This is a genomic window from Anaerolineae bacterium (assembly GCA_011176535.1).
In the GTDB taxonomy this organism is placed as follows: Bacteria; Chloroflexota; Anaerolineae; order Anaerolineales; family DRMV01; genus DUEP01.
Genome location: DUEP01000107.1, coordinates 1 through 25,261 on the forward strand (window position 1 = coordinate 1; position 25,261 = coordinate 25,261).

The 25,261-nt window shown below is 63.8% G+C and carries 22 protein-coding genes and 1 tRNA gene; 2 read left to right on the forward strand and 21 right to left on the reverse strand.

The window, feature by feature from the left end; genetic code table 11:
* The first annotated feature begins 24 nt into the window (after positions 1–24).
* Positions 25–321, forward strand: coding sequence for a hypothetical protein (locus G4O04_09410; protein ID HEY58732.1), 297 nt, complete (start codon positions 25–27; stop codon positions 319–321).
* Between the two features lie 59 nt (positions 322–380).
* On the opposite strand, the gene G4O04_09415 is transcribed toward G4O04_09410, so the two are convergent.
* From G4O04_09415 to rpsU, 9 genes are all read right to left on the reverse strand, one after another.
* Positions 381–455 (reverse strand) — tRNA-Gly (locus G4O04_09415).
* A 90-nt stretch (positions 456–545) separates the two neighbouring features.
* The gene (gene mutS / locus G4O04_09420; GenBank protein HEY58733.1) at positions 546–3,131 is read right to left on the reverse strand and encodes a DNA mismatch repair protein MutS; all 2,586 of its coding nucleotides are present in this window, start codon (positions 3,129–3,131) and stop codon (positions 546–548) included.
* A 125-nt stretch (positions 3,132–3,256) separates the two neighbouring features.
* Complete coding sequence (locus G4O04_09425) at positions 3,257–4,351, reverse strand: hypothetical protein (protein HEY58734.1); 1,095 nt, start codon at positions 4,349–4,351, stop codon at positions 3,257–3,259.
* A 3-nt stretch (positions 4,352–4,354) separates the two neighbouring features.
* A complete protein-coding gene (locus tag G4O04_09430) occupies positions 4,355–5,551 on the reverse strand; it encodes a peptide chain release factor 2 (GenBank protein ID HEY58735.1) in 1,197 nt (398 codons plus the stop codon).
* A gap of 27 nt (positions 5,552–5,578) precedes the next feature.
* Complete coding sequence (locus G4O04_09435; GenBank protein HEY58736.1) at positions 5,579–5,944, reverse strand: response regulator; 366 nt, start codon at positions 5,942–5,944, stop codon at positions 5,579–5,581.
* Positions 5,941–8,778 carry a PAS domain S-box protein gene (locus tag G4O04_09440; protein HEY58737.1) on the reverse strand — a complete coding sequence of 946 codons (2,838 nt, stop codon included), beginning with the start codon at positions 8,776–8,778 and terminating at the stop codon, positions 5,941–5,943. Before G4O04_09440 ends, G4O04_09435 begins: the two co-directional genes overlap by 4 nt.
* A gap of 11 nt (positions 8,779–8,789) precedes the next feature.
* Positions 8,790–9,689 (reverse strand): signal recognition particle-docking protein FtsY, encoded by a 900-nt coding sequence (gene ftsY, locus G4O04_09445; GenBank protein HEY58738.1) that lies wholly within the window; start codon positions 9,687–9,689, stop codon positions 8,790–8,792.
* A 133-nt stretch (positions 9,690–9,822) separates the two neighbouring features.
* Complete coding sequence (infA, locus tag G4O04_09450) at positions 9,823–10,077, reverse strand: translation initiation factor IF-1 (GenBank protein ID HEY58739.1); 255 nt, start codon at positions 10,075–10,077, stop codon at positions 9,823–9,825.
* A gap of 29 nt (positions 10,078–10,106) precedes the next feature.
* Entirely contained in the window at positions 10,107–10,313 is a 207-nt protein-coding gene (gene rpsU / locus G4O04_09455) for a 30S ribosomal protein S21 (GenBank protein HEY58740.1), read from the reverse strand.
* A gap of 303 nt (positions 10,314–10,616) precedes the next feature.
* Between rpsU and G4O04_09460 the strand changes: the two genes are divergently transcribed.
* A complete protein-coding gene (locus G4O04_09460) occupies positions 10,617–11,375 on the forward strand; it encodes a repressor LexA (GenBank protein HEY58741.1) in 759 nt (252 codons plus the stop codon).
* A gap of 64 nt (positions 11,376–11,439) precedes the next feature.
* Here G4O04_09460 and G4O04_09465 read toward each other — a convergent pair whose 3' ends face one another.
* From G4O04_09465 to G4O04_09520, 12 genes are all read right to left on the reverse strand, one after another.
* A complete protein-coding gene (locus G4O04_09465) occupies positions 11,440–12,051 on the reverse strand; it encodes an indolepyruvate oxidoreductase subunit beta (protein HEY58742.1) in 612 nt (203 codons plus the stop codon).
* Positions 12,052–12,079: 28 nt separating this feature from the next.
* Positions 12,080–13,885, reverse strand: coding sequence for an indolepyruvate ferredoxin oxidoreductase subunit alpha (gene iorA / locus G4O04_09470; protein ID HEY58743.1), 1,806 nt, complete (start codon positions 13,883–13,885; stop codon positions 12,080–12,082).
* A 78-nt stretch (positions 13,886–13,963) separates the two neighbouring features.
* Positions 13,964–14,803: an alpha/beta hydrolase gene (locus G4O04_09475; protein HEY58744.1), complete on the reverse strand. Its 840-nt coding sequence runs from the start codon at positions 14,801–14,803 to the stop codon at positions 13,964–13,966.
* A 2-nt stretch (positions 14,804–14,805) separates the two neighbouring features.
* Complete coding sequence (locus G4O04_09480) at positions 14,806–15,693, reverse strand: GNAT family N-acetyltransferase (GenBank protein HEY58745.1); 888 nt, start codon at positions 15,691–15,693, stop codon at positions 14,806–14,808.
* Positions 15,690–16,238, reverse strand: coding sequence for a hypothetical protein (locus G4O04_09485; GenBank protein ID HEY58746.1), 549 nt, complete (start codon positions 16,236–16,238; stop codon positions 15,690–15,692). Before G4O04_09485 ends, G4O04_09480 begins: the two co-directional genes overlap by 4 nt.
* A gap of 11 nt (positions 16,239–16,249) precedes the next feature.
* Positions 16,250–16,927, reverse strand: a complete 678-nt coding sequence (locus G4O04_09490; GenBank protein HEY58747.1) for a transcriptional regulator — start codon at positions 16,925–16,927, stop codon at positions 16,250–16,252.
* 64 nt (positions 16,928–16,991) lie between these two features.
* On the reverse strand, positions 16,992–18,197 hold the full coding sequence (locus tag G4O04_09495; GenBank protein HEY58748.1) for a response regulator/pilus assembly protein: 1,206 nt from the start codon (positions 18,195–18,197) through the stop codon (positions 16,992–16,994).
* Positions 18,198–18,225: 28 nt separating this feature from the next.
* Positions 18,226–19,386 carry a hypothetical protein gene (locus tag G4O04_09500; protein HEY58749.1) on the reverse strand — a complete coding sequence of 387 codons (1,161 nt, stop codon included), beginning with the start codon at positions 19,384–19,386 and terminating at the stop codon, positions 18,226–18,228.
* Between the two features lie 379 nt (positions 19,387–19,765).
* Entirely contained in the window at positions 19,766–21,304 is a 1,539-nt protein-coding gene (locus tag G4O04_09505; GenBank protein ID HEY58750.1) for a CCA tRNA nucleotidyltransferase, read from the reverse strand.
* Entirely contained in the window at positions 21,301–21,876 is a 576-nt protein-coding gene (gene hpt, locus G4O04_09510) for a hypoxanthine phosphoribosyltransferase (GenBank protein ID HEY58751.1), read from the reverse strand. The genes G4O04_09505 and hpt overlap by 4 nt, the downstream gene beginning before the upstream one ends.
* Positions 21,877–21,880: 4 nt before the next feature.
* On the reverse strand, positions 21,881–22,468 hold the full coding sequence (locus G4O04_09515; protein HEY58752.1) for a thymidine kinase: 588 nt from the start codon (positions 22,466–22,468) through the stop codon (positions 21,881–21,883).
* A gap of 137 nt (positions 22,469–22,605) precedes the next feature.
* Positions 22,606–24,969 carry a sodium-translocating pyrophosphatase gene (locus G4O04_09520; protein HEY58753.1) on the reverse strand — a complete coding sequence of 788 codons (2,364 nt, stop codon included), beginning with the start codon at positions 24,967–24,969 and terminating at the stop codon, positions 22,606–22,608.
* Positions 24,970–25,261 lie beyond the last annotated feature (292 nt).

A 25,261-nucleotide genomic window follows, 5' to 3' on the forward strand; every position in this document is an offset into this window, starting at 1 on the left:
GGTATCTTTCGATTGGATGGCCCATTGGCCGAGACCGTGGAGTTAGATTATCAAGTATGCGCCCATTGCGGTTTTCGACTGATGCATGTGTTGCCCCCTACACGAAAAACTTTTCCATTGCCCGTGTTGTACTGCCCGATCTGCGGGTTGCGGCAGGACGACTCGGGCTTTACGCCGGGGAAAGCGCTTACTTATGAGGCCAAACTGGAGGCGCTTAGGCGCTGGTTGCAGCAACAGGGGCTGGATGAGGAAACCCTGCGCGAGCAGTATCATCTGGAGTTGGGGCAGTTTTTCGAACCCCATGTGGCCCGTCGCTCGTGAAGCGGCTTACCTCGGTTGGTACATGAAAAGCCCCCTCGTTCGGGGGCTTTTTCGTTGGCTGGAGCGGGCGACGGGATTCGAACCCGCGAATGGTAGCTTGGGAAGCTACTGCCTTACCACTTGGCGACGCCCGCTTGAGCGGTAACGATTATAGCCGTGTGCCCCTGGCTTGTCAAGGAAAAGCGCGGCTGTTTTGCGTTCAGAAGCCGCGCGGTAGCTCGGGGTCAGAGGTGTCCCTTTTCGTCCAGAAAGCGCCTTTTCCACTCGTATAAACGGTTCAGCGCCTCAATGGGGGTCAGGTTGTTGATGTCCAGTTGGCGCAGTTCGTCCAGCAGGGGGTTGGTTTCGGGGAAGAGGGCCAGTTGCTGGGGTGAGGCCGGGGTCGGGCGCACGGCGCGACCGCCCTGGCGCTCGAATTGCTCCAGCAATTCCTGGGCCCGCTGGATGACCGGTTTGGGCAGCCCAGCCAGTTGAGCCACATGTACGCCATAGGAGCGATCTGCCCCGCCGGGCACGATTTTGTGCAAGAAGACCACCTGCCCTTCGGATTCGCTTACAGCCACATTGTAGTTGCGCACCCCGGGAAGCAAGTCGGCCAGTTGCGTCAATTCGTGGTAATGGGTAGCGAAGAGCGTCTTGGCGCGCAGACGGGGGTGGTTGTGGATGTATTCCACCACGGCCCAGGCGATGGCCAGACCGTCGTAGGTGCTGGTGCCGCGGCCGATTTCATCCAGAATGAGCAGGCTGCGAGGGGTGGCGTGGTGCAGGATGTTGGCCGTTTCGATCATCTCCACCATGAAGGTGGATTGCCCGGCGTGGATTTCGTCCTGGGCCCCGATGCGGGTGAAGATGCGGTCCACCACACCGATGCGGGCCTTGCGGGCCGGGACGAAACTGCCCATTTGCGCCATAAGCACGATGAGGGCCACCTGACGGAGATAAGTGGATTTGCCGGCCATGTTGGGCCCGGTGAGGATGCGGATACGCTCGCCTTCTTCGAACACGGTGTCGTTGGGTACAAAACGTTCCCCTTCTAGGGTGCGCTCGACCACGGGGTGCCGGCCATCGTAGATTTCCAGCACATCCTCTTCGACCACTTCGGGGCGGGTGTAGTCGCCTTCCACCGCCGCTTCGGCCAGCGCCGCCAGTACATCCAGGCGCGCCACCGCGCGGGCGGTACGCAGCAGTCGCGATGCGTGTTGCCCCACCTCGTCGCACACCCGTTTGAAAAGCCGCCCCTCGATTTCCCGGATGCGTTCTTCGGCGTTGAGCACCAACGCCTCGTATTCTTTCATCTCCGGCGTGATGTAGCGCTCGGCGTTGACCAGGGTCTGTTTGCGAATGTAATGGGAGGGTACCAGGTGGGCGTTGGCCTTGGTGACTTCGATGTAGTAGCCAAACACTTTGTTGTAGCCCACCTTGAGGTTCTTGATGCCGGTGCGTTGGCGCTCGACCTGCTCTAAGTTGGCGATGTAATCCCGGGCGTGTTGGGAATCACGGATGATGCGGTCCAGTTCGGTGGAGAAGCCGGGGCGGATGACGCCGGTGTTTTGCAGGGTGGCTGGCGGATCCTCGGCGATGGCCCGTTCCAGCAGGGAGAGTACCTCGTGGCAAGGGGCTAAGGCTTGGAGGACTTCGCCCAGGGGGGCTTCGGCTTCAGGGGGCAGCGCCTGGCGCAGCGCGGGCAGGTGGCGCAAGGTCTCCCGCAGGGCTACCAGGTCCCGTGGTTGCGCCGTCCCCGAAAGGATGCGATTGGTCAGGCGTTCCAGGTCGCCGATGCGGCGGAGGGCCTGGCGCACCTCGGCCCGCACCAGGCTCGCGGTGAAAAAGTGGGCCACGCCTTCCTGGCGGCGCCGGATGCGCGCCACATCGAGCAGGGGTTTGCTGACCCACTGGCGCATCAGGCGTTTGCCCATGGGCGTCACCGTGCGGTCCAGCACGCCCAACAGGGAGCCCTGGACGCTGCCTTCGCGCAGGGTTTCGGTGAGTTCCAGGTTGCGGCGAGTGGCCGCGTCGAGCACCATGAATTCCTGCAGGCTGTAGGTGCTCAATCTGGTCAGGAGGGGGAGGGCGGCGGGCTGGGTTTCTTGCAGGTATTGGAGGATGGCCCCGGCGGCGCGCACGGCGAAAGGTTTGCCGCGCAGGCCAAAGCCGTCCAGGGTGCTCACTTCAAAATGGGCGCGCAGGGTCTCTTCGCAGCGGGCGGCCTCGAAGCGCCAGGTGGGCCAGGCCGTGGTGTGTCCGGGGGCGTCGGGGGGAGGAGGCCAGTCTTCGGGGTGTAGAATTTCCGCGGGACGGAGGCGCAGCAGTTCGGCGCGGAGCACAGCCTGGGGGTCCGGTGTGGCGATTTCGGTGGTGGCAAATTCCCCGGTGGTGATGTCGGCGTAAGCGATCCCCAAACGGCGGTCGTCGCCCACCATGGCCAGCAGGTAGTTGTTGCTCTCGGCGGGGACCAGGTTGGGCTCCACCACCGTGCCGGGGGTGACCACGCGCACTACTTCGCGGCGCATCAGGCCTTTGCCGGGCTCGCCGATTTGCTCGGCGATGGCCACATGATACCCCTTGGCGATGAGTTTGGCCAAGTAGCCTTCCACCGCATGGTAAGGAATGCCCGCCATGGGCACCCGGACGCCCTTGGCGACATTGCGCGAGGTGAGCACGATGTCCAGTTCGCGGCTGACGATTTCGGCGTCCTCGTCGAAGGTCTCGTAGAAATCCCCCAGCCGGAAGAAGAGGATGGCGTTGGGGTACCGACGCTTGAGTTCGAGATATTGACGACGGACGGGGGTGACGGTTTCTTTTTTTGCCATGGAGTGGTGTGTTCCGGTGGGTGGGGCTCAGGTGTTCAGGGGGGAGGTGTCTAGGTGTCAGGTAGCGCTAACCGCAAATCGTAATTCGCCATTCGCCAATCGTAAATCGCCCATTGACCATCGCTTCACCGCGCGACCGCGAAGGCCAGCAAAGCACCCCAAAAAGGGAGCAGGCGGGAGAGCCAGCGCCACCGTTTTTCTTGTAAGGCCAGGGCCCAGAAGGCCAGCAGCAGCCCAGTCAGCACGCGGATGACGGCGAAGGGATCCCAACTCATCATGGGGAGGGCGGCGGCCAGGAGGATGTGCCCCATGGCCAGCCAAGCCCACACCTCGGTGGGCGTTTCGCGCAGCCGTTGGCCTGCCAGGCGGACGGCCATCCCCAGGGGGAGCAGAAGGGCCGGGCCGAACACCAGCAGGTAAGCGGCCCGCCAAAGCGTGGGGAGGGCCAGGAGGGCCTGCGCCAGGCCGCTGAAGGGCACAGGCGGAGGGGGTTGAGCCAGCGCGCCTCCCAGGCCCACGCCGGGGCGGCCAAAGACGACCCAAAGCCAGCCCTGCCAGAGCAGCCAGGGGGCCAGAACGCCCATCAGCCAGCCGGCGGCGCGCCGGGGTTGCCCGGCAAGGCCCAGGGAAAGCGCGGCGGCTAGGTCAAAGGGCAGGGTGATTTTCTTGGCGAACAGGGCGGCGATAAAGGCCAGGGCCGCCCAGCGCCACCGGCGGCTGTGGAAGGCCCACAGCCCGGCCAGGGCCAGCCCGTAGGCCAGGGGTTCGGGCATTCCCAGCCGGAGAGGGAGTAGCAGGCCGGGCCAGAGGCCGTAGAGCAGGCCCCACCAGGGGCTGACGGACCATTCGCGTAGCCAGAGGAGCCAGAAGCCCAGCCCCAGCATATAAGCCCCAAAGTTGAGCCCCCACACGGCCCAAAGCGCGCCCTGCGGGGTACGCCCGCCGAGCAAGTGGGCCAGCAGGGGCAGCAAGATGCGCTGGTAGCGGTAGGCTGGCACATCCAGGTGAGGCATCACCCGCTGGAGGTTCAGGTCGCGGGCCATGAAATACACGAATTGCCCATCGTACCCTGTGGCCTGCTGCGGGTTGCCCACGTGGAAGATGGCCTCCGGCTGCCCGCCGTAAAGGCGGTAGGTCCAGCCTAAGAACAGGGCCGCCAGCACCCCAGACAGAGCCAGCGGAAGCCACCAAGGGGTGAGCCGATCGCGCCTCGCGTCCATGGATTACCCCTTGGTCGTGGCCTCTTGGCCGATTTGTTGGCGCAGGTAGGCCTCGATGAACCCGTCCAGATCGCCGTCCAGCACGGCCTGCGCGTTGCCCACCTCGTGGCCGGTGCGGTGGTCCTTCACCATCTGGTAGGGGTGGAGCACATAGGAGCGAATCTGGCTACCCCACTCGGCCTTCTGATACTCGCCGCGCAGTTCGGCGATTTTCTCGGCCTGCTCGCGCTGCTTGAGTTCCAGCAAGCGGGCCTTGAGCACTTTGAGGGCGTTCTCTTTGTTCTGAGTCAACGAGCGTTCGTTTTGGCACTGCACCACCAGCCCGGTAGGCAGGTGGGTGACGCGCACGGCCGTGGCGTTCTTTTGCACATTCTGGCCACCGGCGCTGGAAGCGCGGAAGGTGTCGATGCGCAGGTCTTTGGGGTTGATCTCCACTTCCAGGTCGCCTTCCACCTGGGGAAGCACCTCCACCAGCGCAAAGGAGGTGTGTCGCCGGTGGGCCGCATCGAAGGGCGAAAGGCGCACCAGACGATGGACGCCCTTCTCGGACTTGAGGTAGCCGTAGGCCTGGGGGCCGTTGACCGCAATGGTCACGCTCTTGATGCCGGCCTCTTCGCCTGGGGTGAAGTCCAGGATTTCCGTCTGATACCCGTGCTTTTCGGCCCAGCGCAGGTACATGCGCTGCAGCATCTCGGCCCAGTCGTGGGCGTCGGTGCCCCCGGCCCCGGCGTGGATGGCCAGCAGGGCGTTGTGGTTGTCGTAGGGGCCGCTGAGCATGGCCGCCAACTCACGGCGCTCCACTTCCTGGGCGATGGCCTCGGCTTCAGCTTTCAGGTCCTCCGCCAGACTCTCGTCTTCCAGTTCGGCCAGTTCCAGCGCCTCTTGGGCTCGCTGGAGCAGGGCTTCCCAACCCTCGATTTCCTCTTTCAGTTGGTTGAGGCGCTTCATCACCCCTTGCGCCCGTTGGGGGGTGTTCCACAAATCAGGGTCTTCGGCTTCGTGTTCCAGACGTGCCAACTCGGCCTTCTTCGTGGCCAAGTCAAAGACGCCTCCCGAGGTCAAGGATTTGCTCGTGCAGGGCGCGCAACCGCTGGATGAGTTCTTGCATGGGGAACCTCCGTGATGGGGGATGAAAACCAGACCAGGGGGGATGCTCTCGGCCGGGGGAGGGGCCTTCCCTGGGGGCCGACCCCGGGCCATGGGGAAGGGCGCCACCCGGTGGCGGGACTACCCCTCGGGGAGCATCCGAAGGGCCAGGTCGCGCAACTGGTGATAACTCACCGGCTTGAGGAGCACCAGATCGCTCTCGGCCTGCAGTGTCTCGGCCATGCGCGGGTCGGCGGTGGCCAGCATGACGCGGGTGGCCGCCAGGCGCGGTTCCTGCCGGATGGCGTGCAGGATGGCGTCGCCTGCCGTGCCGGGGAGGTGCAAATCCAGCACCACCAGGTGGGGTGTGTGCTGTTGCAGGTAAGCCAGGGCCCCGTCGCCGTCGGCGATGTGGGTGGTGGCGTAGCCGGCTTCTTCCAGGGCCTGGGTGAAAATCTGGGCCTGGACGGGGTCGTCTTCGATCACGAGGGCTTCTGGGCGACTCATGGGCGTTCCTCCTGAGGGGCATGGGCCTGGCAGGGCAGGATGACGGTGAAGGTGCTCCCTTTCCCAGGGGTGCTTTCCAGATGGATTTCGCCGTGCATCAATTCTACCAGTTGTTTGACGATGGACAAGCCCAGTCCGGAGCCTTTGTGCCGCCGTGTGGGCCCTTCCTCTCCCTGACGGAAGGGCTCAAAGATGAGTTTTTGCTTTTCAGGCGGGATGCCCGGCCCGCTATCCTCCACTTGGATGGCCCAGCGGTCGCCTTCCTGGGCGAACAGGCGGATCCAGATGTGGCCTTCTTTGGTGAACTTGACCGCGTTGCTCAGCAGGTTGGCCAGGATGCGGCGAATCCAGTACAGGTCGCCGTAGATGGGGGAGGGAATGGCGGGGTCCACCTCGGTGTGCAGGCTTACCCCTTTGGCCTGGGCCAGCCCCACATAGGAGGGCAGCACTTTGAGCAGGTCCTGCGGGGCGAAGGGCTGGATGTTGAGGCGCAGGCGGCCGCTTTCCAGTTCGGCCTGGTCGAGCAGGTCGTTGGTGAAATCCATCAGAGTTTGGGTGCTGCTCAGGATGTGCTGCAGGGCCCGCCGCTGGTCGTCGTTGAGCGGCCCCAGGGCCTCGCTTTGCAGCATCTCCGCGAAGCCCAGAATGCCGCCCAGGGGCGTGCGCATGTCGTGGCTCACATTGGCCAGCAGGCTGGTCTTCAGGCGGTTGGCCTCCAGGGCCTGGTCGCGGGCCTGGCGCAGGGCCTCCTCCATCTCCTTGCGCTGGGTGATGTCTTCCTTGATGGCCACAAAGTGGGTGATTTCGCCTTTGGCGTCCAGCACTGGGGTGATGGTCATGTGCTCCCAGTACAGGCTGCCGTCCTTGCGTTTGTTGAGGATTTCGCCGCGCCAAGTTTTGCCGCGCAGGATGGTGTGCCAGAGTTGTTCGTAGAAACTCGGGGGTTGTTTGCCGGACTTGAGCAGGCGCGGGTTGTGGCCAATTACCTCCTCCGGAGCGTAGCCTGTCAGGCGGGTGAAGGCCGGGTTGACATATTCGATGATGCCCTGTCTGTTGGTGATCATGATGGCGTTGGCGCTTTGCTCTACGGCCTGTTGCAATTTGCGAATTTGCTCCTCGGCCGCCTTTTGGGCGGTGATGTCTTCTTTGATGGCGATGAAGTGGATGATGCGGCCTTGGTCGTCCCGCACCGGGGTGATGGTTTCCCGCTCCCAGTACAGGCTGCCGTCCTTGCGTTTGTTGAGGATTTCGCCGCGCCAGGTTTCGCCGCGCAGCAGCGTGTCCCACATGCGGGCGTAGAACTCGGCGGAATGGTAGCCGGATTTGAGGATGCGGGGGTTTTCGCCGAGGATCTCTTCGGGGGTGTAGCCGGTCATGCGAGTGAAGGCCGGGTTGATGTATTCGATGTGCCCTTCGCGGTCGGTGATGAGGATGGCGTTGGCGCTTTGCTCGATGGCCTGCTGCAGTTTGTGGATCTCGGCCTCGGCCTGTTTGCGGGCCGTGATGTCCACCGCGTACTCCACCATCTGCACCACGCGGCCCTGTTCGTCGCGGATAGGGTAGCCGTGCACCTCCATGAAGTGCGGCGTGCCGTCGTCTCGGTAGTGGATGTGTTCCACGGTGAAAGGTTCGCCGGTTTGTACTACCTGTTGGAGAGGGCAGGGATGCTCCAGGCCGCTGCAAGGGGTATCCCGGCGGTGGGAGAAGGCGTAGCAGGTAGTGGCAGATGGATTGCCTTTCTCCCGCGCGGCGCTGTTGGCTACCAGAATCTGGAAGGTCTGCACGTCAATGACATAGAAGGGGTCGTGGATGCTTTCCAGGATGTGTTGGAGGAAGTTGCGCTCCCGCTGCAGCGCTTCCGCGGTCCGCACTTGTTCGGTCACATCGCGGATGCTCAAGGCGAAGACTGGGCGGCCTTTGTGGGTCACCCGGGCGCTGATGGCCTCGGCGATGAAGGTGGAGCCGTCGGGGCGTAGGGCGGTAGCGCGGATGAGGGTGCGGGGTTCGCGGGGTGTGTCTTGCGGGGCCTGGAACGCATGGTTAGCTTTCTCCCGCTCCTCAGGGGCGACGAAAGCCAGGGGCGCTTGGCCTATCGCTTCCTCGGCCTGGCAATGGAACATCTCTTCGAAGGCCGGGTTGACGGCCAGGATGCGCTGGCCGTCGTGGATGACCAGGGCTTCTAAGGTGCTGTTGAACAGGTCGCGGAAGCGCTGCTCGCTCTCGGCGATGCGCGTCACGAAGCGTTGGCGGGTGCCCAGCAGACTGAGCAAGATGAGGGCCACTATGCCGAAGGTGATGAGGGGATGGATGAGCCAGTCATCGGGGACGCCGTGAAGATGGGCCGTGATCATGATGCCCGCCATCCCCAGCACGGTGAGGAGGACGAACTGGCCGATGGGCAAGAGCAGGGCGCTGATGATCAGCGCCAGGATGCCCCAACTGATGTTGTGGTAGAGGACGGAGACGGTGACTTCGGGCGTGGCGAGCAGGCCCACCGACGGCCCGGCCATCAGGGCGAGCAGCAACACCCAGGCGCCCAATAGGGGACGGCGGGTGCGGCTAAGGGCGTAGGCGGTCAGCACGCTGACGCTGGTCAGCAGGATGTAGAACTGGGACAACTTGGCGATGGGCGTGGTGAGCAGGCGCAGCGCCTCGGGAAAGAAGTACAGGCCCAGCAGGGTCAGGCTCAGCACGGCCAGCACGCGGGCGCGGAGTTGATCGCCGAAGTCCTTCAGGTCGGGATGGGGCGCCACGAGGTGTTCCCAGAGAGGGCGCACCCGCTGCTCCCAAAAGGCGCGCACGGTGGGGGGGAGGTGGTCTGCGAGGAGAGGCATACGAGAACCTCCTATGGGGTCAGAATCCCTTGGACGAAGGCTTCGGGGTTGAAAGGTTCTAGGTCTTCGGGGCGTTCACCCAGCCCGGCAAAGAGGATGGGGAGCCCCAGCTCTTTCTGAATGGCAAAGGCCATACCTCCCTTGGCCGAGGAATCCAGTTTAGCCAGGATGATGCCGTTGACGCTGACCGCCTGCTGGAAGGCTTTAGCCTGCTGGAGGGCGTTCTGGCCGGTGGTGGCGTCCATAACCAGCCAAACGCGATGAGGGGCGCCGAAAAGGGCCTTGGCGGCCGCCCGGCGCACCTTTTTCAACTCTTCCATCAGGTTGTAGCGGGTGTGCAAACGGCCGGCCGTGTCGATGAAGGCCAGGTCCATCCCCCGCGCCACGGCGGCCTGGACGGTGTCATAAGCCACGGCACCGGGGTCGCCTCCGGGTTGTCCGGCGATGACCGGCACCCCCAGGCGTTCGCCCCAGACCTTCAGTTGATCGATGGCGGCCGCGCGGAAGGTGTCCGCTGCGCCCAGGATGACCTTCAGCCCCTGGGCCTGGTAGCGATGGGCCAGTTTGGCAATGGTGGTGGTCTTGCCGGAGCCGTTCACTCCCACGATCATAATCACGGTGGGCTTTTCGGCAAACTGCAGCGGGAGAGGGGGCTGCAGGCGTTGGAGCAACTGGGCTTTGAGGGCGCGGCGCAGATCCTCGCCCCGGGTGATCCCTTCCTGTTGGACCTGCTCGCGCAGGGCGTCCAGGATGTCCAGCGTGGTCTGGACGCCCAGGTCTGCCTGAATGAGCAGGGCTTCGAGGTTGTCCCAGGTCTCCTCGGTGATCTCCGAAGCGCCCAGAAGTTGCGCCAGGCGGCCAAAGGCGCTCTTGCGGGTGCGCTCCAGTCCGGATTTCCATTTGGAGAACATGCCGCTGAAACCCTCCTTGCAGGGATGCGTGAGGATGAGGTAGGTAAGGGAAACAAAGAAAGGCCCACGCTTGTCCCTGAGCCGGGAAGGGTGTGGGCCTCGTGCTGTGGCAGAACCGGAAGCCGGAGGAGGCCTAAGCCTCGGAAGGGGGGGCGCTGCGTTGCCCTTTCTTGTAGCGATAGACGATGCGCCCCCGGGTGAGGTCATAAGGGGACATTTCGACCCGCACCCGGTCTCCCAACAAGATGCGGATGTAGTACTTGCGCATCTTGCCGGAAAGATAGGCCAAAATTTCATGGCCGTTGTCCAGGCGCACTTTGAACTGGGTATCGGGCAGCGCTTCAATGACGGTACCTTCGACTTCGATTTTATCCTGGCTCTTCGCCATAATCCCTCCGGCACTTGCCAATGGGGCGATTAATCGTTTCTGCGCATCTTGCGCAGGCGCCGGCGCAACCGACGGATGGCCTTCTTCTTCTGAATGCGGCGCAACTCGCTCTTGGAGACATACCAGCGCTTGCGGCGCACCGCGCTCAGAATGCCGCTTTTGGCCACCTGCTTGCGGAAGCGCTTGAGCAATTGCTCCTGCGACTCGCCTGGCCGCAACACCACGGTCGTTGGCAAGGGTCCCACCTCCCTTCTGTTTGAGGATGGTGGCGTTCACCGCCGGCCGAAACAAAAACTCGGCTCGTCCACGGACGCCGCCGAGCATGCTACCTAGACCCGGTAGACTTCCTTCGGTGTACCCTCAAGGTCTCACCTCCGCTATCCTCGGCTGAATGGTCCGCGAACGCAAGGCAATTATACAAAGTTTTGGCGGCCTTGTCAAACTTTTGGCCTTCCTCCGCTTGACAAGAACAGGAGTTCGCGTTATGATTTGTTTCGCAGAACATAAGGTCGCTTTTCCCCCATGAAAGGAGGCCACCCATGATGATGGCCCGACCGAAACGCCGCTTTCCCGACGACAAAGATCGCCGGGTGTGGGCATATATCGTACGTTACTATCAGGAAAACGGCATCGTCCCTTCGGTACGGCAGATTCAGGATGAGGTGGGGCTTTCTTCCACCTCGGTGGTCAAGGCCCGCCTGGAGCGCCTGGCCGAGCACGGGTGCATCGAATATCTCCCGCCACCGGAGAAAGGGCCCAGCCGCATGGCGCGCAACTACCGCCCGCTGCCCTCCTGCTCCCTGGAGCCCACCCTGACCCCCAGGGGGATGAGGATGGTGCCTCTCTACGGCCCCATCGCCGCCGGTTTGCCCATCCCCCGGCCCGATGGCAGCGTGCCCCTGGAAGAAATCCCCGTGCCTGTGGATTTCTTGCCCCGTGCCTATGACGATTTGTTTGCCCTCCAGGTGCGTGGGGATTCCATGATCGACGCCATGGTCAACGATGGGGACATCGTGATCCTGCGCCCGGCCACCGAAGCCCATCGCAACGAGATGGTGGCCGTTTGGTTGCGCGACCGGGAGGAGACCACGCTGAAATACTACGACCCGGTGTTCGATGCGCAGGGCCATCTGCAGGCCATTCGGCTGCGCCCGGCGCATCCTCACATGGAACCCATCGTCATCGACGACCCCGCTCAGGTGGAGATTAAAGGCAAGGTGGTGATGGTCATCCGGCGGCTGGACCGGCGGCCTCTGGTGCCCCCTTCGGGCAAAGAGGTGCCGCCCAAAGCCGTCTGAGCGCCGGCAAAACCTAGAAGCGCCCCGATCCACGCGGGGCGCTTCTAGGTTGCAGCGCACAGGCTCACTTCGCTGTGAGCACTTCCCACTGCCCCTGGTAGCCCAACAGGAACGCCCGGCGATTCAGGTCGCGGTACTTGGCGGGCACACGGGCCTCGACCACGGCCAGCCAGGGGGCGGCGTCCATCGCCATCGCCTGGGCCAGCGCCCCCAGGAGGATGATGTTGGCCACTCGCAGGTTGCCCAGGCGCTCGGCTTCGCCGGCCGCGTCCACGGCGAACACCCGCCCGGCTCGCTCGGTCAGGGCGTTGCGGATGCGCGCCTCTTCGGGGTACACTTCGTTGCCCATCACTGTGCCCAGGGGCGGGATTTTCTCCAGATTGAGCACCACCGTCCCTCCGGGGCGCAGATAATCGCGCCAGCGCAGGGATTCGAGCATCTCCTGGGCCACGAAGTAATCCACCGTTCCCTTCTCGCATAATGGTGAGTACACCCGTTGGCCCCAGCGAACATGACTGACCACGGCTCCGCCGCGCTGCGCCATGCCGTGTACTTCGGACTTTTTCGCCTCCAGACCCAGATGAAGGCCCACCAGGGCGATGATGTCGCTGGCGAGCAGGGTGCCTTGCCCGCCCACACCGGCGATGAGGAAGTTCACTTTTTCGGGGGTGTTCATCGCATCTCTCCGCTGTTCGGCGTTGGGGTTAACTGAGGCTGAGTTCCACCTGCTTCAGCGGGCCGGGTTCGATGGCTTGCCGCGGGCAGACATCGTAGCACAGACCGCAGCCCACACACAGGGCGGGGTCGATTTCGGCCAGGGGCCGCTGATACTTGGGGTCCCGTTTTTCGCTCTTGTAAATGGCCGGGCAACCGATGCGGAAGCACATGGTGCAGCCGTTGCAGGCCTCCTCGATCACTTTGTAAGGTTCGCGGTTGTAGGTGCGTTCGAACACGCAGGGCGAATCCACCACCACCACGGCCGGGCCCTCTTGATAAGCCAGGGCCTCTTTGATGGTCTTTTCCAGCCGCTTCAACTCGGTGGCGGGCACGGTGGCCACAAATTCAACGCCCATGGCGCGGGCCACGGCGGCGATGTCAATGTGCCTGCCCGGTCGGCCTTGCAGGGTTTTGCCAGACGAAGGGTTGCCCTGGTGGCCGGTCATCCCCGTGGTGCGGTTGTCCAGCACGATGACTTTGACCGGTGTCTGGTTGTACACGGCCGAGGCCAGGGCTGGCAAACCCGTGTGGAAGAAGGTGCTGTCGCCGATGACGGCCACATTACGCCCTTTGAGGCCGGCGCGCAGCATCCCCTGGGCCACGCCGATGCTGGCCCCCATGGCGCCGATGGTGTCGGTGGCACTGAGCGGCGGCTGGACGCCTAAGGAGTAGCAGCCGATATCGGAGTTGACCGTCACCTTGAGACGATGCAGCACCCAGAAGACATCGCGGTGCCCGCACCCGGCGCACATCACCGGCGGCCGACCGGGAATGGGCTCTCCGCCGGACCCCAGGGGGGAGTGCCCGTTCTCGGAGATCAGTCCGGCCTCCAGGGCGGCGGCCCGCACCCCTTCGGGGCTCAGTTCGCCCACCAGGGGGAAGATGTCCTTCCCCCGGACGGGCAGGCCCAACAGGCGCACCCATTCCTCGATAAAGGGGTCGAGTTCCTCCACCACGATGAGTTGCTCCCCGCCCGCAGCAAACCGGCGAATGAGGTCCACCGGCAAAGGCCACACCATGCCCAGTTTGAGGAAGGAGGCTTCGGGAAAGACCTCGCGGGCGTAGGTGTAGGCCACCCCGGCGGCGATGATGCCCAGAGCGCGGTCGCCCCACTCGATGCGGTTGATGGCGGCCTCCTCGGCCCAGGCCCGCAGGCGTTGCAGCCTTTCTTCCACCACGGGATGCCGCTGACGCGCATGCCCGGGGATCATCACCCTTTTCAGCGGGTCTTTGTGGTAGGGCCTGGGTTCGGGGACCACGCGCTCGCCCACCCGTACCGGGCTTTTGGCGTGGGCGGTGCGGGTGGTCATGCGCACCAGCACCGGCGTGTCGTAGGTCTCGCTCAACTCAAAGGCTAGTTTGGTGAAGTCCAGCGCTTCCTGGGCGTCGCTGGGCTCCAGCATGGGCACCTTGGCAAAGCGGGCGTAGTGCCGGTTGTCCTGCTCGTTCTGGGAGGAGTGCATTCCGGGGTCGTCGGCGGTGATGAACACCAGACCGCCGTTGACGCCGGTGTAGGAAGCGTAGAACAGCGTCTCCGAGGCCACATTGAGGCCCACATGTTTCATGGCGGCCAGCGCCCGCTTGCCGGCGTAGGCCGCGCCGACGGCCACATCGGCGGCCACTTTCTCGTTGGCCGACCATTCGGCATACACCTCGGGGTACAGGGCCAGCGTTTGGAGGATTTCGGTGCTGGGCGTGCCGGGATAAGCGGCGGCCACTTCCACGCCGGCTTCCCAGGCGCCGCGGGCGACGGCTTCGTTGCCGCTAAGCAACATCAGGTTCGGTTCCTGCATAGGATGGCCTCCATGACGACAGGATAAGGATGAACCAGGCCCCCGCCGGGAAAACGAGCGAGGGCCTGGCAGATGGCCTTATGCCGCAGCGGGGGAGGCGAGGATACTTTCCAGCCATTCGCGCAAGGCGGTCAGCACCTCGGCCTTTTGGGGTTCGTTGTGCACCTCGTGGCAAAGCCCCTCCCAAAGGCGCAGGGTGCACAGCGAACCGGCGCGGGCGCAGAACGCGGCGCTGGCCTCGGGGGAGGTCAGCCGGTCCGCGGTGCCATGCATGAGTAACAAAGGCACCTGCAACCACGTGGCGTTTTCCAGCGCCCAAAGCCCGGCCTGATAGGCCGAGAGGAACAGCCCCGCGCTGATGCGATCGTGGACCAGAGGGTCCCCGATGTAAGCCTGCACGACCTGGGGGTCGTGGGAGAGGTCGTGGGGGTCGAGGCCGTTGGGCTGGGTGACGGCAGGCAACAGGCGGCCTACGGTGCGGGCCAGGGCCACCCGCCAGCGAGGGGGTTGGATGGCGAGGCGCAGCCAGGGGCCGCTGGCCACGGCGCCGCGCAAACCCTGGGGACGCCGCAGGGTGTAATTGATGACCAGATTGCCGCCCAGGCTGTGCCCATAAAGCAAGAGGGGCCGCCCGCCTACGGCTTCGCCCAGGCGATCCAAGACTAGGCCGATGAGGTCCAGCACCTGCTCGTAAGAAGGGAAGTGGCCGCGTCGCCCCCCGGAGCGACCGTGGCCGGGCAGGTCTGGCGCAAGCACGCTCAAACCGATCTCGTTGAGGGCCTGGGCCACATGGGCATAGCGCCCGCTATGCTCGCCCAGACCGTGAATGAGCACAACACCTCCCCGAGGGGAGGTGACAGGCCAGGAATGGGCAACCACACGCAGGGGCTTCTCTTGCAAAATCAGGGTTTCGGCCATGGTCAGGCTCCTTCAGGGGCCAGGTCCAGGCAATAGAGCGGATGTTCTTCGGGTAGGAAGTGGAAGCCGAAGCGGTGATACAGTTGAATGGCGGCCAGGTTGTCGCTCCAGGTGTTCACCGTGACCCATTCGGCGCCTTCCTGAGCGAAGTGGGTCAGGGCGTCGTAGACCAGGGCGTAGCCGATGCCCCGACGTTGGGCCTGGGGATGGACGGCCAGGCGGGCCAGGTGCCCGCCGCGCACGCCCGAAGTGCTGATGTGGTAGCCCACGATCCCCCGGGGCGAGACGGCTACTGTGCTCGCAGTGGCTTCATGGAACACCCGCTCGATGTCCGGACGGGTCATTTTCCAGGGGTTCGGGAAGGCCAGGCGGTCCAGGGCCAGGGCGGCTTCCAAATCCGAGAGCTCCATGGGGCGCAGGGTGATTTCCGCGGGCAGCGGGCGCCGCGGCGGCAGGGGTTGCCGTCGCCAGGCGAGGTTGCGCACCGTGGTGCCCTGCCGGAAGCCGGCACCTTCCAGCAGGGAGCGCAGCCAGCCTTTGGTGCCCAGGGCGTAGAGCCGCTCTACCCCCGCCTGCTGTAGGACCGGCAGGGCCTGGCTCCACAGTTGCGTCCAGGCTTCCTGGGGGGACAAAGTATAGGTTACGGCGAAAAGCCGTAGCCAACTCACAGCGTCTTCTTCAATGGAAGCCAGCCATACGGCCTGGGGCAGGTCGTCCTTTTGGAGCAGGAGGAACACCGAGGGGGAGGTGATGTAGTCCAGAACGGGACGCCATCCCGGTTGTTGGTGCACATAAGGTTCAAAGTAGATCAACGGCAGGATACGGTTTCCATCGGCCGAGGTGCCGTGGCGTATCCACAGGCCGGTTTGGGTTACGGGCGCGGCGTTCATAAGGGCCTCCCCAGCAGGCGATAGACCACTTTCAAAAGCCAGCGGAGCACCTTTTCGCGAAAGGTGAGGGGACGGTTTTCCAGGGCGATGCTGGTGTCGATGATGGCGTCGGCAGGCCGTCCCATGCGCAGGTGCAGTTGGGCCAGTTGTTGGCGTACAGCAGCCAGCAGTTCGGGCTCGTCGAGTTGGTTGAGGAGGGCTTCGGAAGCCTGGTAATCCTTTTCGGCGGCCTGCAGTTCCCCCAGGGCGGCCAGGGCCGCCGCCCGGTTGCCCAGGGCCAGGGCCTCGCGCCGACGGTCGTCGTGGCGGGCGAACAGGTCAACGGTGTCGCGCACGGCGTCATAGGCCCCCTGCGCGTCGCCGGCCTGTAGGAGGGCCACGCTGCGGTTGTTGGCCATTTCCGCGGCCATCAGGTCGTCGCCCTGGGCGCGGTAGGCTCGCTCGGCGGCGGCAAAGCGTTCGCTGGCCGTCGGATAGTCGCCCTCACGGAAGGCAGCTTCGCCTTCCCGGGCCAGTTCCTGCGGGGACAAGGTCTCTTCGCTCACTCTGGGCGCTCCTACAAAGTGATTTCCAGTAGCCCCTCGGCCACGGCACGCAGTTTGTCCACGCTCATTTCGCTCAGCCGCTGCGCCAGTTCCAGGTAGGGGCGGTTGATGGGTTGGCTGACGAACTCGCGTAACGGCTCGGGGAGTTCCAGAAAGCCCGCGATTTCCTTTTGCTGTTTGCGCCAGGCGCCTAAGGGGCCGTCTGCGTCCAGAAACGCGTCCAGGGAAACCTGGAGGATGGCGGCTAAGGTTTCCAGTTCGGGGAGGGGGATGGGTTTTTGGCCGTATTCGTAACTGCGCAGCCGCCCCACGGGAAGCTGCGCCTCCGCGGCCAGGGCTTTTAGCGATAGCCCGCGCTGTTCACGAATCTGGCGCAGTTTGGCGCCGATGATGCGCTGGCGCAGGGCGATGAGTTGTTTCAACGGAAGCGAAGCCAGCGGGGAGGGGTCGTCGGAAAGGATCTCGCGCCCCCAGAAGTGTTCCAGCGGCAGGCCAAAGTGATACGCCAGGGCTTCCAGTTCGGGCAGCGAGGGCGCTTGATCGCCGCGCTCGTAGGCCCGCAAGGTGGCGGGCGAGATGCCCAGGGCCGCGGCGCATTCTTTCAGGCTCTGTCCTTTGGCCAGGCGGGCGTCCCGCAGAAGCACACCCAAACGCCTGGCTCGCAACAAACGGGCTTTTTCGTAGTCCATTTTTCCCTCCCGGAGTAAGGCCCTCTGGGCGGCGCCTCCATTATAGCAGATATGGCTGTGCTTTTCAGGCCTGAGCCGCCTGCAGCCCCAGGGACTGGGTTTCCAGGGCGTGCTGATAGATCTCGCTGGCCATCTGGTACAGGCCCAGGCTGGAGGCATCATCCGGGTATTTCGACACCAGGGGACGGTGCTCGTTGTGGGCCAGGCTGAGGTGTTCGCCCAGGTACACCTGGGCGCTGTTGACCGGGAGCCCCAGGCGGGCCTCGATCTCGGGCCGGGGCAGGCCTTTGAGTTCGCTGGGGCGATTGAGGATGGTGTACACGCGGTGACGCTGGATGCCTTGTTTTTCCAGATACTGCAGAACCAATGTGGTTTTGTCTACGGTGACCACATCGGGGCTCAGGACGAGCACAATTTGATGCGCCCGCCGGAGCAAAGGTAGGCTGATTCGGGAGAGTGAACGGCCCAAATCCACAAACACCACATCGTAAGTCTGGCGCAATCCCTGGATGAGGTTATTCACCCCGGGAGGGGTGATTTCCTGGGCGTCATCCGGGGTTCGTGGGCCGGGGAGCAGGTCAAAGCCCCAGCCGTCGGCAAAGGAGAGGTTTTCCTTGAAGAAGGAGGGGGTCATTTTGTGCAGGGGCGTTTGGGTGGCTTCGAGGAGGGTAAAAGGGCGCACCCGTTTGGGCGCGATAATGGGAAGGAGGTCGCCTAAGGGCAGGGCCAGGTCCACCACGGCCAGGGAAACTTCCGCGCGTTTGAAGGTTAGCGCGGCGGCGATGTGGAGGCAGAGGGAAGAAGTGCCTACACCGCCCTTGGACGAGAGGAAGGGCACCAGCAGCCCTTTCCTTCCCCGGCGATCGCGCTGTTGGTTGCGGGCGGCCAGTTCCTGAGCCAGGAAATTCAGCAGCGCTTTCAGGTTTTCCTTACGCTTGGGCAAAAAGCGATTGCATCCGCTTTCCAGACAGGCCGTCATGAGGTCGGCGCGGGGGCGGGCGGCAAAGGCCAGGATGGGGATATGTTCGGTGCGTCGGTCGGTGCGCAGTCGCTTGACGAAGTCGAGGGGGGAGATGTCGGGCAGGTGGGGTTCGAACACCACGGCATGGGGCCGATCGCGCCAGGCAATGATCAATCCCTCCTTCCCCAGACCGGTGCTGAAGACCTGATACCCCGCTTTTCGGAAAACAGCTTCTAAGGTGTGCCGGGTGTTTTCATGGGGTTCGACCACCAACACGCGCCATTTCGACTTCTTGTGGGCCTCCTCCATACGCGCTCCTCTTTGCCCTCCGGGGCTTTTACAAAATGGGCAGGATGAACCAGAAACGTGTTCCTCGACCTTCCTCCGTCTCCACCTGGAGGGTGACGCCGTGGGCGTCCAAAAGTTGACGCACCAGCGCCAGCCCCAAACCTAGACCGCCATGCTGGCGTGTGGCCACTTCCTCCAACTGATGGAAAGGCACGAAAATCTCGTCCAGTTTATCGCGCGGAATGCCGGGGCCGGTGTCTTCGACGGCGATGGTGACCAGGCGGGCCTGGAGGTCGGGCTGGACGATGAGCCGCACCACGCCCCCCGAGGGGGTGAACTTGACCGCATTGTCCAGTAAGTGGTGCAGGGCCCAGATGATTTTTTCGCCATCGGCCCGCACAAGCACCCCGTTTTCAGGACACTGTTGTTCGATGTAGACCCCTTTTGCGTAGGCCTGGGCCCAGATGGGCTCCAACGCCTCCTTGCAGAGGAAATCCGTTGGAACTGGCTGGATGTTGAGGCTCAGTTCGCCCCGGCTGAGCAGGGAGAAGCGGATGAGATTTTCGATCAACTGGTGCAAACGGTTGACGGCCTGCTGCATGGCTTCCACGGCATGGCGCTGGTTTTCGCTCAGCGGGCCTAACTGCCCCTGAGCCAGCAAATCCAGGTAGCCGATGAGGTGAGTCAGAGGTGTGCGGAGTTCATGCGAGATGCGGGCGACGAAGTCGGCCTTGATGCGACTCAGTTCCTGCACCCGCTCCAGAGCCTGCCGGAGTTGGCGGGTGCGCTCGTGAACTTTGACTTCCAGGGAGGTGTTGGCCGTTTTGAGGGCCTGCTGCATTTGCCAGAGGTGTTCCGCAATGGCCCGATCTAAGGTTTCCGGGGTAAGGTAACCCAATTCGATGAGCGCCTGCCCTAAGCGCAGGTTGCGTCCCTGTTGGCGTTGCTGTTGCTGGTAGGCCAGGGCGTTCTCCAACTGGTTCTGGGTGATCCATCCATGGTCGACCAGGGTCTGGCCCAATCGTGGAATCAAGGCCTCGGTGGAGGGTGGGGGAGCGGTGAGATCGGGCAGGGTGTCGAGCAGGTTGGCCTCGGCGGCCGCGGCCGCGAAGCCCACGGCTGCCCCGCACGAGGGGCATACCTCCGCCTTTTTGGGCAGGGGAGCGTTGCATTTGGGGCAGTGGAAGAGACGCGTGTCGTTCGTGCTCATTTCGTCAGCTCCACGGTATAATGGTACCGCTGTTTTTCGATTTTGTGTGAGGAGGCCAGCCGTGCAGACTTGTGAACGTTGTGGTGCTCAATCTCCGGACCAGGCGACGCATTGTGTTGCCTGCGGCGCAGACCTGCGTCAGTTTTCAACCCGGGCGGTGGCGTTGAAGGCGTATCGTGAGAACCCCCGGGTGAAATACATTCGCGTTGTGGTGGCGGCGGATGCCTGCCCGGCCTGCTTGAGCCTGCAAGGCACCTATCCAAAAGAAGAGGTGCCGCTGCTCCCTGTGGAAGGCTGTTCGCACGAGAACGGTTGCCGGTGTTTCTACGAGCCGCTTTTCGGGCAGCCGTAGCCTCATCCAGGGAGAAAACAAAGCCCATCAGGCCCCTGCTGATGGGCTTTGTTTTTCACGGAGCCACTGCCGCACTTGCTGCAGGGCTTCTTCGGCGGTGCGGATTTCCCCGGCTGCCTGGGCTTCGCGGAGGCGTTCCAGTAATTCGCCCACCAGGGGGCTGGGACGGAGGTGGAGGGCCTGCATCAGCGCGTGACCGTCGAGCAGGGGAGGGGGGGCCACGATGTCGCGATGATACTCCCACCAGGCCTCGAGCAGGGCGCGGATGGTGGCCAGGTGTCGCTCCCAAAGGTCGTGGGAAAGATAGGGGCCGTACATGGCCTGCACATCGGCCAGGGACAGGAGGGCCACTTCAACGCCAGCCGGTCCGGTGGCGCGGAAGTAGCGGTAGATTTGCCGTCGATCCGGTGGTCCCCCGGCGCGGGTGAAACGGTAAGGCAGGCCGTGGTGCCGCACGATGTGCACCAGCCGCTGCACCTCGGCGTTGCTCAACGCCAGGGATTTGCCGCGCTGCCTGGCCAGGGCCGCGCTGACCTCGGCGTGATGGGGGAACCGCCACTGGCCGTCGCCGTTTTGCCGCGCCGTGGTGGGTTTGCCCGTGTCGTGGTAGAGGGCCGCCAGACGGAGCAAGGCCACCAGGCTGCGCTTGCTATGGGGATCGTTGTTCAGGTGCTCGGCCAGCAGGATGCGGTACCGCCCGATGCGCAGCACGGTCAGACCCAGGGCGAAGTCGGCGGCTTTGTCCTCGTCGTAGGTTGGGGCCAGGGCTTCGAGGAGGCGGTTGAGGCGCTCGAGGACCTGCAAGGTGTGCGTCCACACATCCTCGCGGTGGGGCAGGGATTGGGGCACGCCTTGTAGGGGGGGCAGTTCGGGGAGCACTGGGGCCAGGGCGTCCAAAGCCTGCAGGGCTTTGACGGCCTTGACCGAACCGGGGCCGCTGAGGATGCGAAACAATTCGTCGCGCTGGCGCTCGGCCGACACGCGCCGCAGGGAGGCGGCGGCGCGGCGCATGGCCTCGCGGGTGGAGGGTTCAATGCGCCACCCATACGCCGCGGCCAGGCGGACGCCCCGCCAGATGCGAATGGGGTCGTTCTGGAAGGCGTCGGGATGACAGGCGCGCAACAGCCCGTTCTTCAGGTCTTGCAGCCCGCCTAAGGGGTCGAGGAGCCGCTGAGGGTGGCGCAGGTTCAGGGCCATGGCGTTCAGGGTGAAATCCCGCAGGCGGAGGTCGTCTTCCAGGGTAGGGCCGCGGAAATCGGTGAAGTCCAGCACAGTGCGCCGGCGCTGGGCCGCGGGATGTTCGGGAGCTGATGGGGCGGGAAGAATGACCCGGGCCACGCCGTGCTTTTCGTCCAGCAGGACAAAGGCACCCTTCAGGGTTCTGGCTACCCGGCGGGCAAAGGAAACGGCCCCCTGGGGAATGGCGAAGTCCCAATCGTGCACCGGTCGGTGCCGCAACCAGTCCCGCACGGCGCCGCCGACCAGGTAGATGGGCTGGTCGGGAGGGGCCAGTTGGGTCACCCGATGGACGAAATCGGGCAGGGGGGGCAGGTAGGGCAGGGTCATTTGTCCTCCGAGTGGTGCGGAGGGCGGTAGCGGGTCAGGTCGGGCACGCCGATGAAAGGCAGATTGCGGTAGTATTCGTCCATATCCAGGCCGTAGCCGAAGACGAATTTATTGGGGATGACGAAGCCGCGGTAGTGGATGGGCACCTCCACTTCCCGCCGTTTGGTTTTGTCCAGCAAGGTGCACACGCGCAAGGATTTGGGTTTGCGGACGCGCAGCAGGTCGAGCACGGCGGCGATGGTTCGCCCGCTGTCGATGATATCCTCCACTAGCAGCACATGGCGACCGGTAATGCTGGTCTGCAGGTCCATGGTCAGACGGATCTGGCCGCTGGATTCCCGTGCGCCGCTGCCGTAGGAGGAGATGGCCATGAAATCCACCGCGTGGGGCACGGTGATGTGGCGCATCAGGTCGGTGAGGAACATCACGCCGCCGCGCAGAATGCAAATCAGGAGCAGTTCTTCGCCCTGATAATCGCGGCTGATTTCTGCACCCAGTTCAGCGATGCGTTGTTGCAGCGTCTCTTCGCTGATAAGCACTTCGGCCAGAAACTCGCGGTAGTCTTGAACCATCACCTTATTCCCTCGATGTGGTTTTGTGGGGGACTTCGTGGTGTTCGCGGCAGCGAGGCTCGTACATTTCGGAGGCGCCCACGATGACCACCGGATCCTCGTAGAAGGCCGGTTGACCGTTGACCAGGCGTTGGGTGCGGGTGGCGGGCAGGCCGCACACCATGCAGATCGCCTGCAACTTGTCCACCCGGTCGGCCTGGGCCAGGAGTTGCGGCATGGGGCCAAAGGGCTCGCCGCGGAAGTCCATGTCCAGCCCAGCCACGATGACCCGGATGCCCCGGTCGGCCAGTTGTTGAACCAGGGTGAGGATTTCTTCATCGAAGAACTGGGCCTCGTCGATCCCCACCACGGTAGTGTCCTCTTGCAGGTGTTGCCAGAGGTCGCCAATACGGGTGATGGGGATGGCGTGAAATTCGCCCCCGGCGTGGGAGGTCACTTTGTCTTCGCTGTATCGGACATCAATGGACGGCTTGAACACTTGCACTTTTTGGCGGGCGATGACGGCGCGCCGCAGACGGCGAATGAACTCTTCGGTTTTGCCGCTGAACATCGGCCCGGTGATCACCTCGACCGACCCTTGGGCATGACGCATGACCCCGTCCTCCTTGTGGTGATGTTGTGCAGATTATACCAGCGGGGGCAAAAGAGCGGGGCAGCCGCAGGGCTTGTTGAAAAAAAACTGCCCGTGGGTTTAGGCACCCACGGGCAGGAAGAGCCCAGCGTAAGGCATCAATCGCCGCTGGAGGCCTTTTCGGGTGTGCTGACCACCTCGGGGATGGGGCGTTTGGATTGCATGATGCCCCAGAGCAGGATGGCCAGGGAGACCAGGGCGATGATCCAGGCACCCAGGGTAAGTTTGGTGAAGTTGACCACGATGGGGGCGATGATCACCGAGGTCAGGTTGATGACCTTGAGCATGGAGTTCAACGCCGGACCGGCGGTGTCCTTCAGGGGGTCACCCACGGTGTCGCCTACCACGCCAGCCTTGTGCCGCTCGGAGCCCTTGCCCAGATTGCGGGCTGGGTCTTGGGGCTCGTCCTCGATGGCTTTCTTGGCGTTGTCCCACGCGCCGCCGGCGTTGTTCATGAACACGGCCAGCAACTGCCCGGCCACGATGGCCCCGGCCAGGAAGCCGCCCAGGGCCTCCACCTGCAGCCACAGGCCCACCAGGATGGGCGGGAAGATGCCCAGGACGGAGAGGGCCACCAGTTCCTTCAGCGCGGCGGTGGTGGAGATGGCCACCGGGCGCTGGTAGTCGGGCTTGATTTTGCCTTCCAGCACGCCCAGTTTGAACTGGCGGCGCACCTCTTCGACGATCAGCGAAGCGGCGCGGCGCACGGCCTGGATGGCGAAGGAGGAGAAGAGCATGGGGATGGACGCACCCAGCAACAGGCCGACGAACACGCCAGGCACATTGACGCGGATGCCGATGGACTGCAACTGCTGCTCGACCGGGAGACCCAGCAGGGCTTGAGCGCGGCTCACATCCACCATGTAGGAGCCAAAGAGGGCCACGGCTGCGATGACCGCTGAGCCGATGGCGATCCCCTTGGTGATGGCCTTGGTGGTGTTGCCCGTGGCGTCCAGGTCGGCCAGGATCTGCTGTGCCTTGGCGATTTCGGGGTCGTCTTCCATCCCGGCCCAGGACATTTCGCCCACGCCACCAGCGTTGTCGGCGATGGGGCCGAAGGAGTCCATGGCCACATTGTTGCCGGTGAGGGTGAGCATCCCGATGCCGGTCATGGCTACGCCGTAGAGCACGAAGGTGACCTTCTCCACAGGCGAGAGGCCGGGCACGGTGTTGAAGATGACCATGGAGGCCACCAGGGTGGCCGCGATGGTGACCACGGCCCACACCGAGGATTCATAGCCCAAGGCGATACCCTGCAGGATGAGGGTGGCCGGGCCGGTGTCGGCGGACTTCTTCAGTTCCTTGACGGGGGAGTAATGCTCGCTGGTGAAGTAGTCCGTCAGGCGGTCGTTGAAGATGGCCAGCAACACGCCCACGGTCACGGCCAGAGGCACACGCCACCAGCCGCCGGGCAGGGTGTTGTTCTGCATCTGGCCCAGATAGATGTAGCCCAGGGCGAAGAAGAGCACGGTGGAGATCACCGCCGAGGAGAGGAACCCGCGGAAGATGGCCTTCAACGCCTCGCCGGAGGACTCGCCCTGACCGCCGCGCACCAGGTAGGTGCCGACGATGGAGGCGAGCACGCCGATGCCGCGCACCATCAGGGGGTAGATGATCCAGGCCATGTGCCCGGTGATGTGCCACAGAGCCAGCCCCATGATCAACGCCGAGACGATGGTGACCTCGTAGGACTGGAAGATGTCGGCGGCCATGCCGGCGCAGTCGCCCACATTGTCGCCCACCAGGTCGGCCACCACCGCCGGGTTGCGTGGGTCGTCTTCAGGGATTCCGGCCTCGACCTTGCCTACCAGGTCGGCGCCCACATCGGCCGCCTTGGTGTAGATGCCGCCGCCCACACGCATGAACAGTGCCACCAGGGTGGCGCCGAAGCCGAAGCCCAGCAGGGCATCGGGCGCGGCGATGCCGAAGATGATGAAGATGATGGTGCCGCCCAGCAGGCCCAGGCCGTCGGTCAGCATGCCGGTGATGGTGCCCGCACGGTAACCGATGCGCAAGGCATCCTTAAACGAACGGCGGGCCGCACTCGCCACGCGCACATTGGCCTGCACTGCCATGCGCATGCCGATTTGGCCCACCGCGGTGGAGAACACGGCGCCCAACAAGAAGGCCAGCGCCCGTCCCAACCCCATGACCAGTTGGATTTGCTGGTCGTTCAGGTTGGCGAACCGCTCGCGGGCTTCCGCGCTGATAGGCACCACATACACCGAAAGGAAGAGGGCGACCGTCAGAAGGATGATGAAGGGAATAATGCTGCGCAATTGTTGACGGAGGTAGGCGTCGGCGCCTTCCCGAATGGCGCTCCATACCTCCTGCATCTTGGGAGTACCTTTGTCCTCCCGCAGGATTTCCTGGCGCAGGTAGACCGCGTAAAGCAGGCCCAAAATGGCCGCGCCCAACACGCTCCACACCGCTGCCTGTTCGAAGGGGGTGAGTCCATACATGCGCTACGTCCCTCCTGCAAAAAAGGATGCCGGTTGTGACGCCTGACACAACCAGGATGTGCTCGATTTTATAAGAGCCTTAAGATATTGTCAAGCGAGATGAGAAGTTTGTGAACCTTCTCCGCAAGGAAGGGCTCCTGTTTGCCGCTTGGCCCAGGGGCTCCCGTCGGGACAAGATTAGAGTTTGATAAGAACCTCATAAAGGAGTTGACTTTTGCCTCGAGAGTTTGTATAGTGTTTATCGCCCCTCACCATTCGCCGAAGTTCGCATAGAAGCGTTGCAATTTTCCCA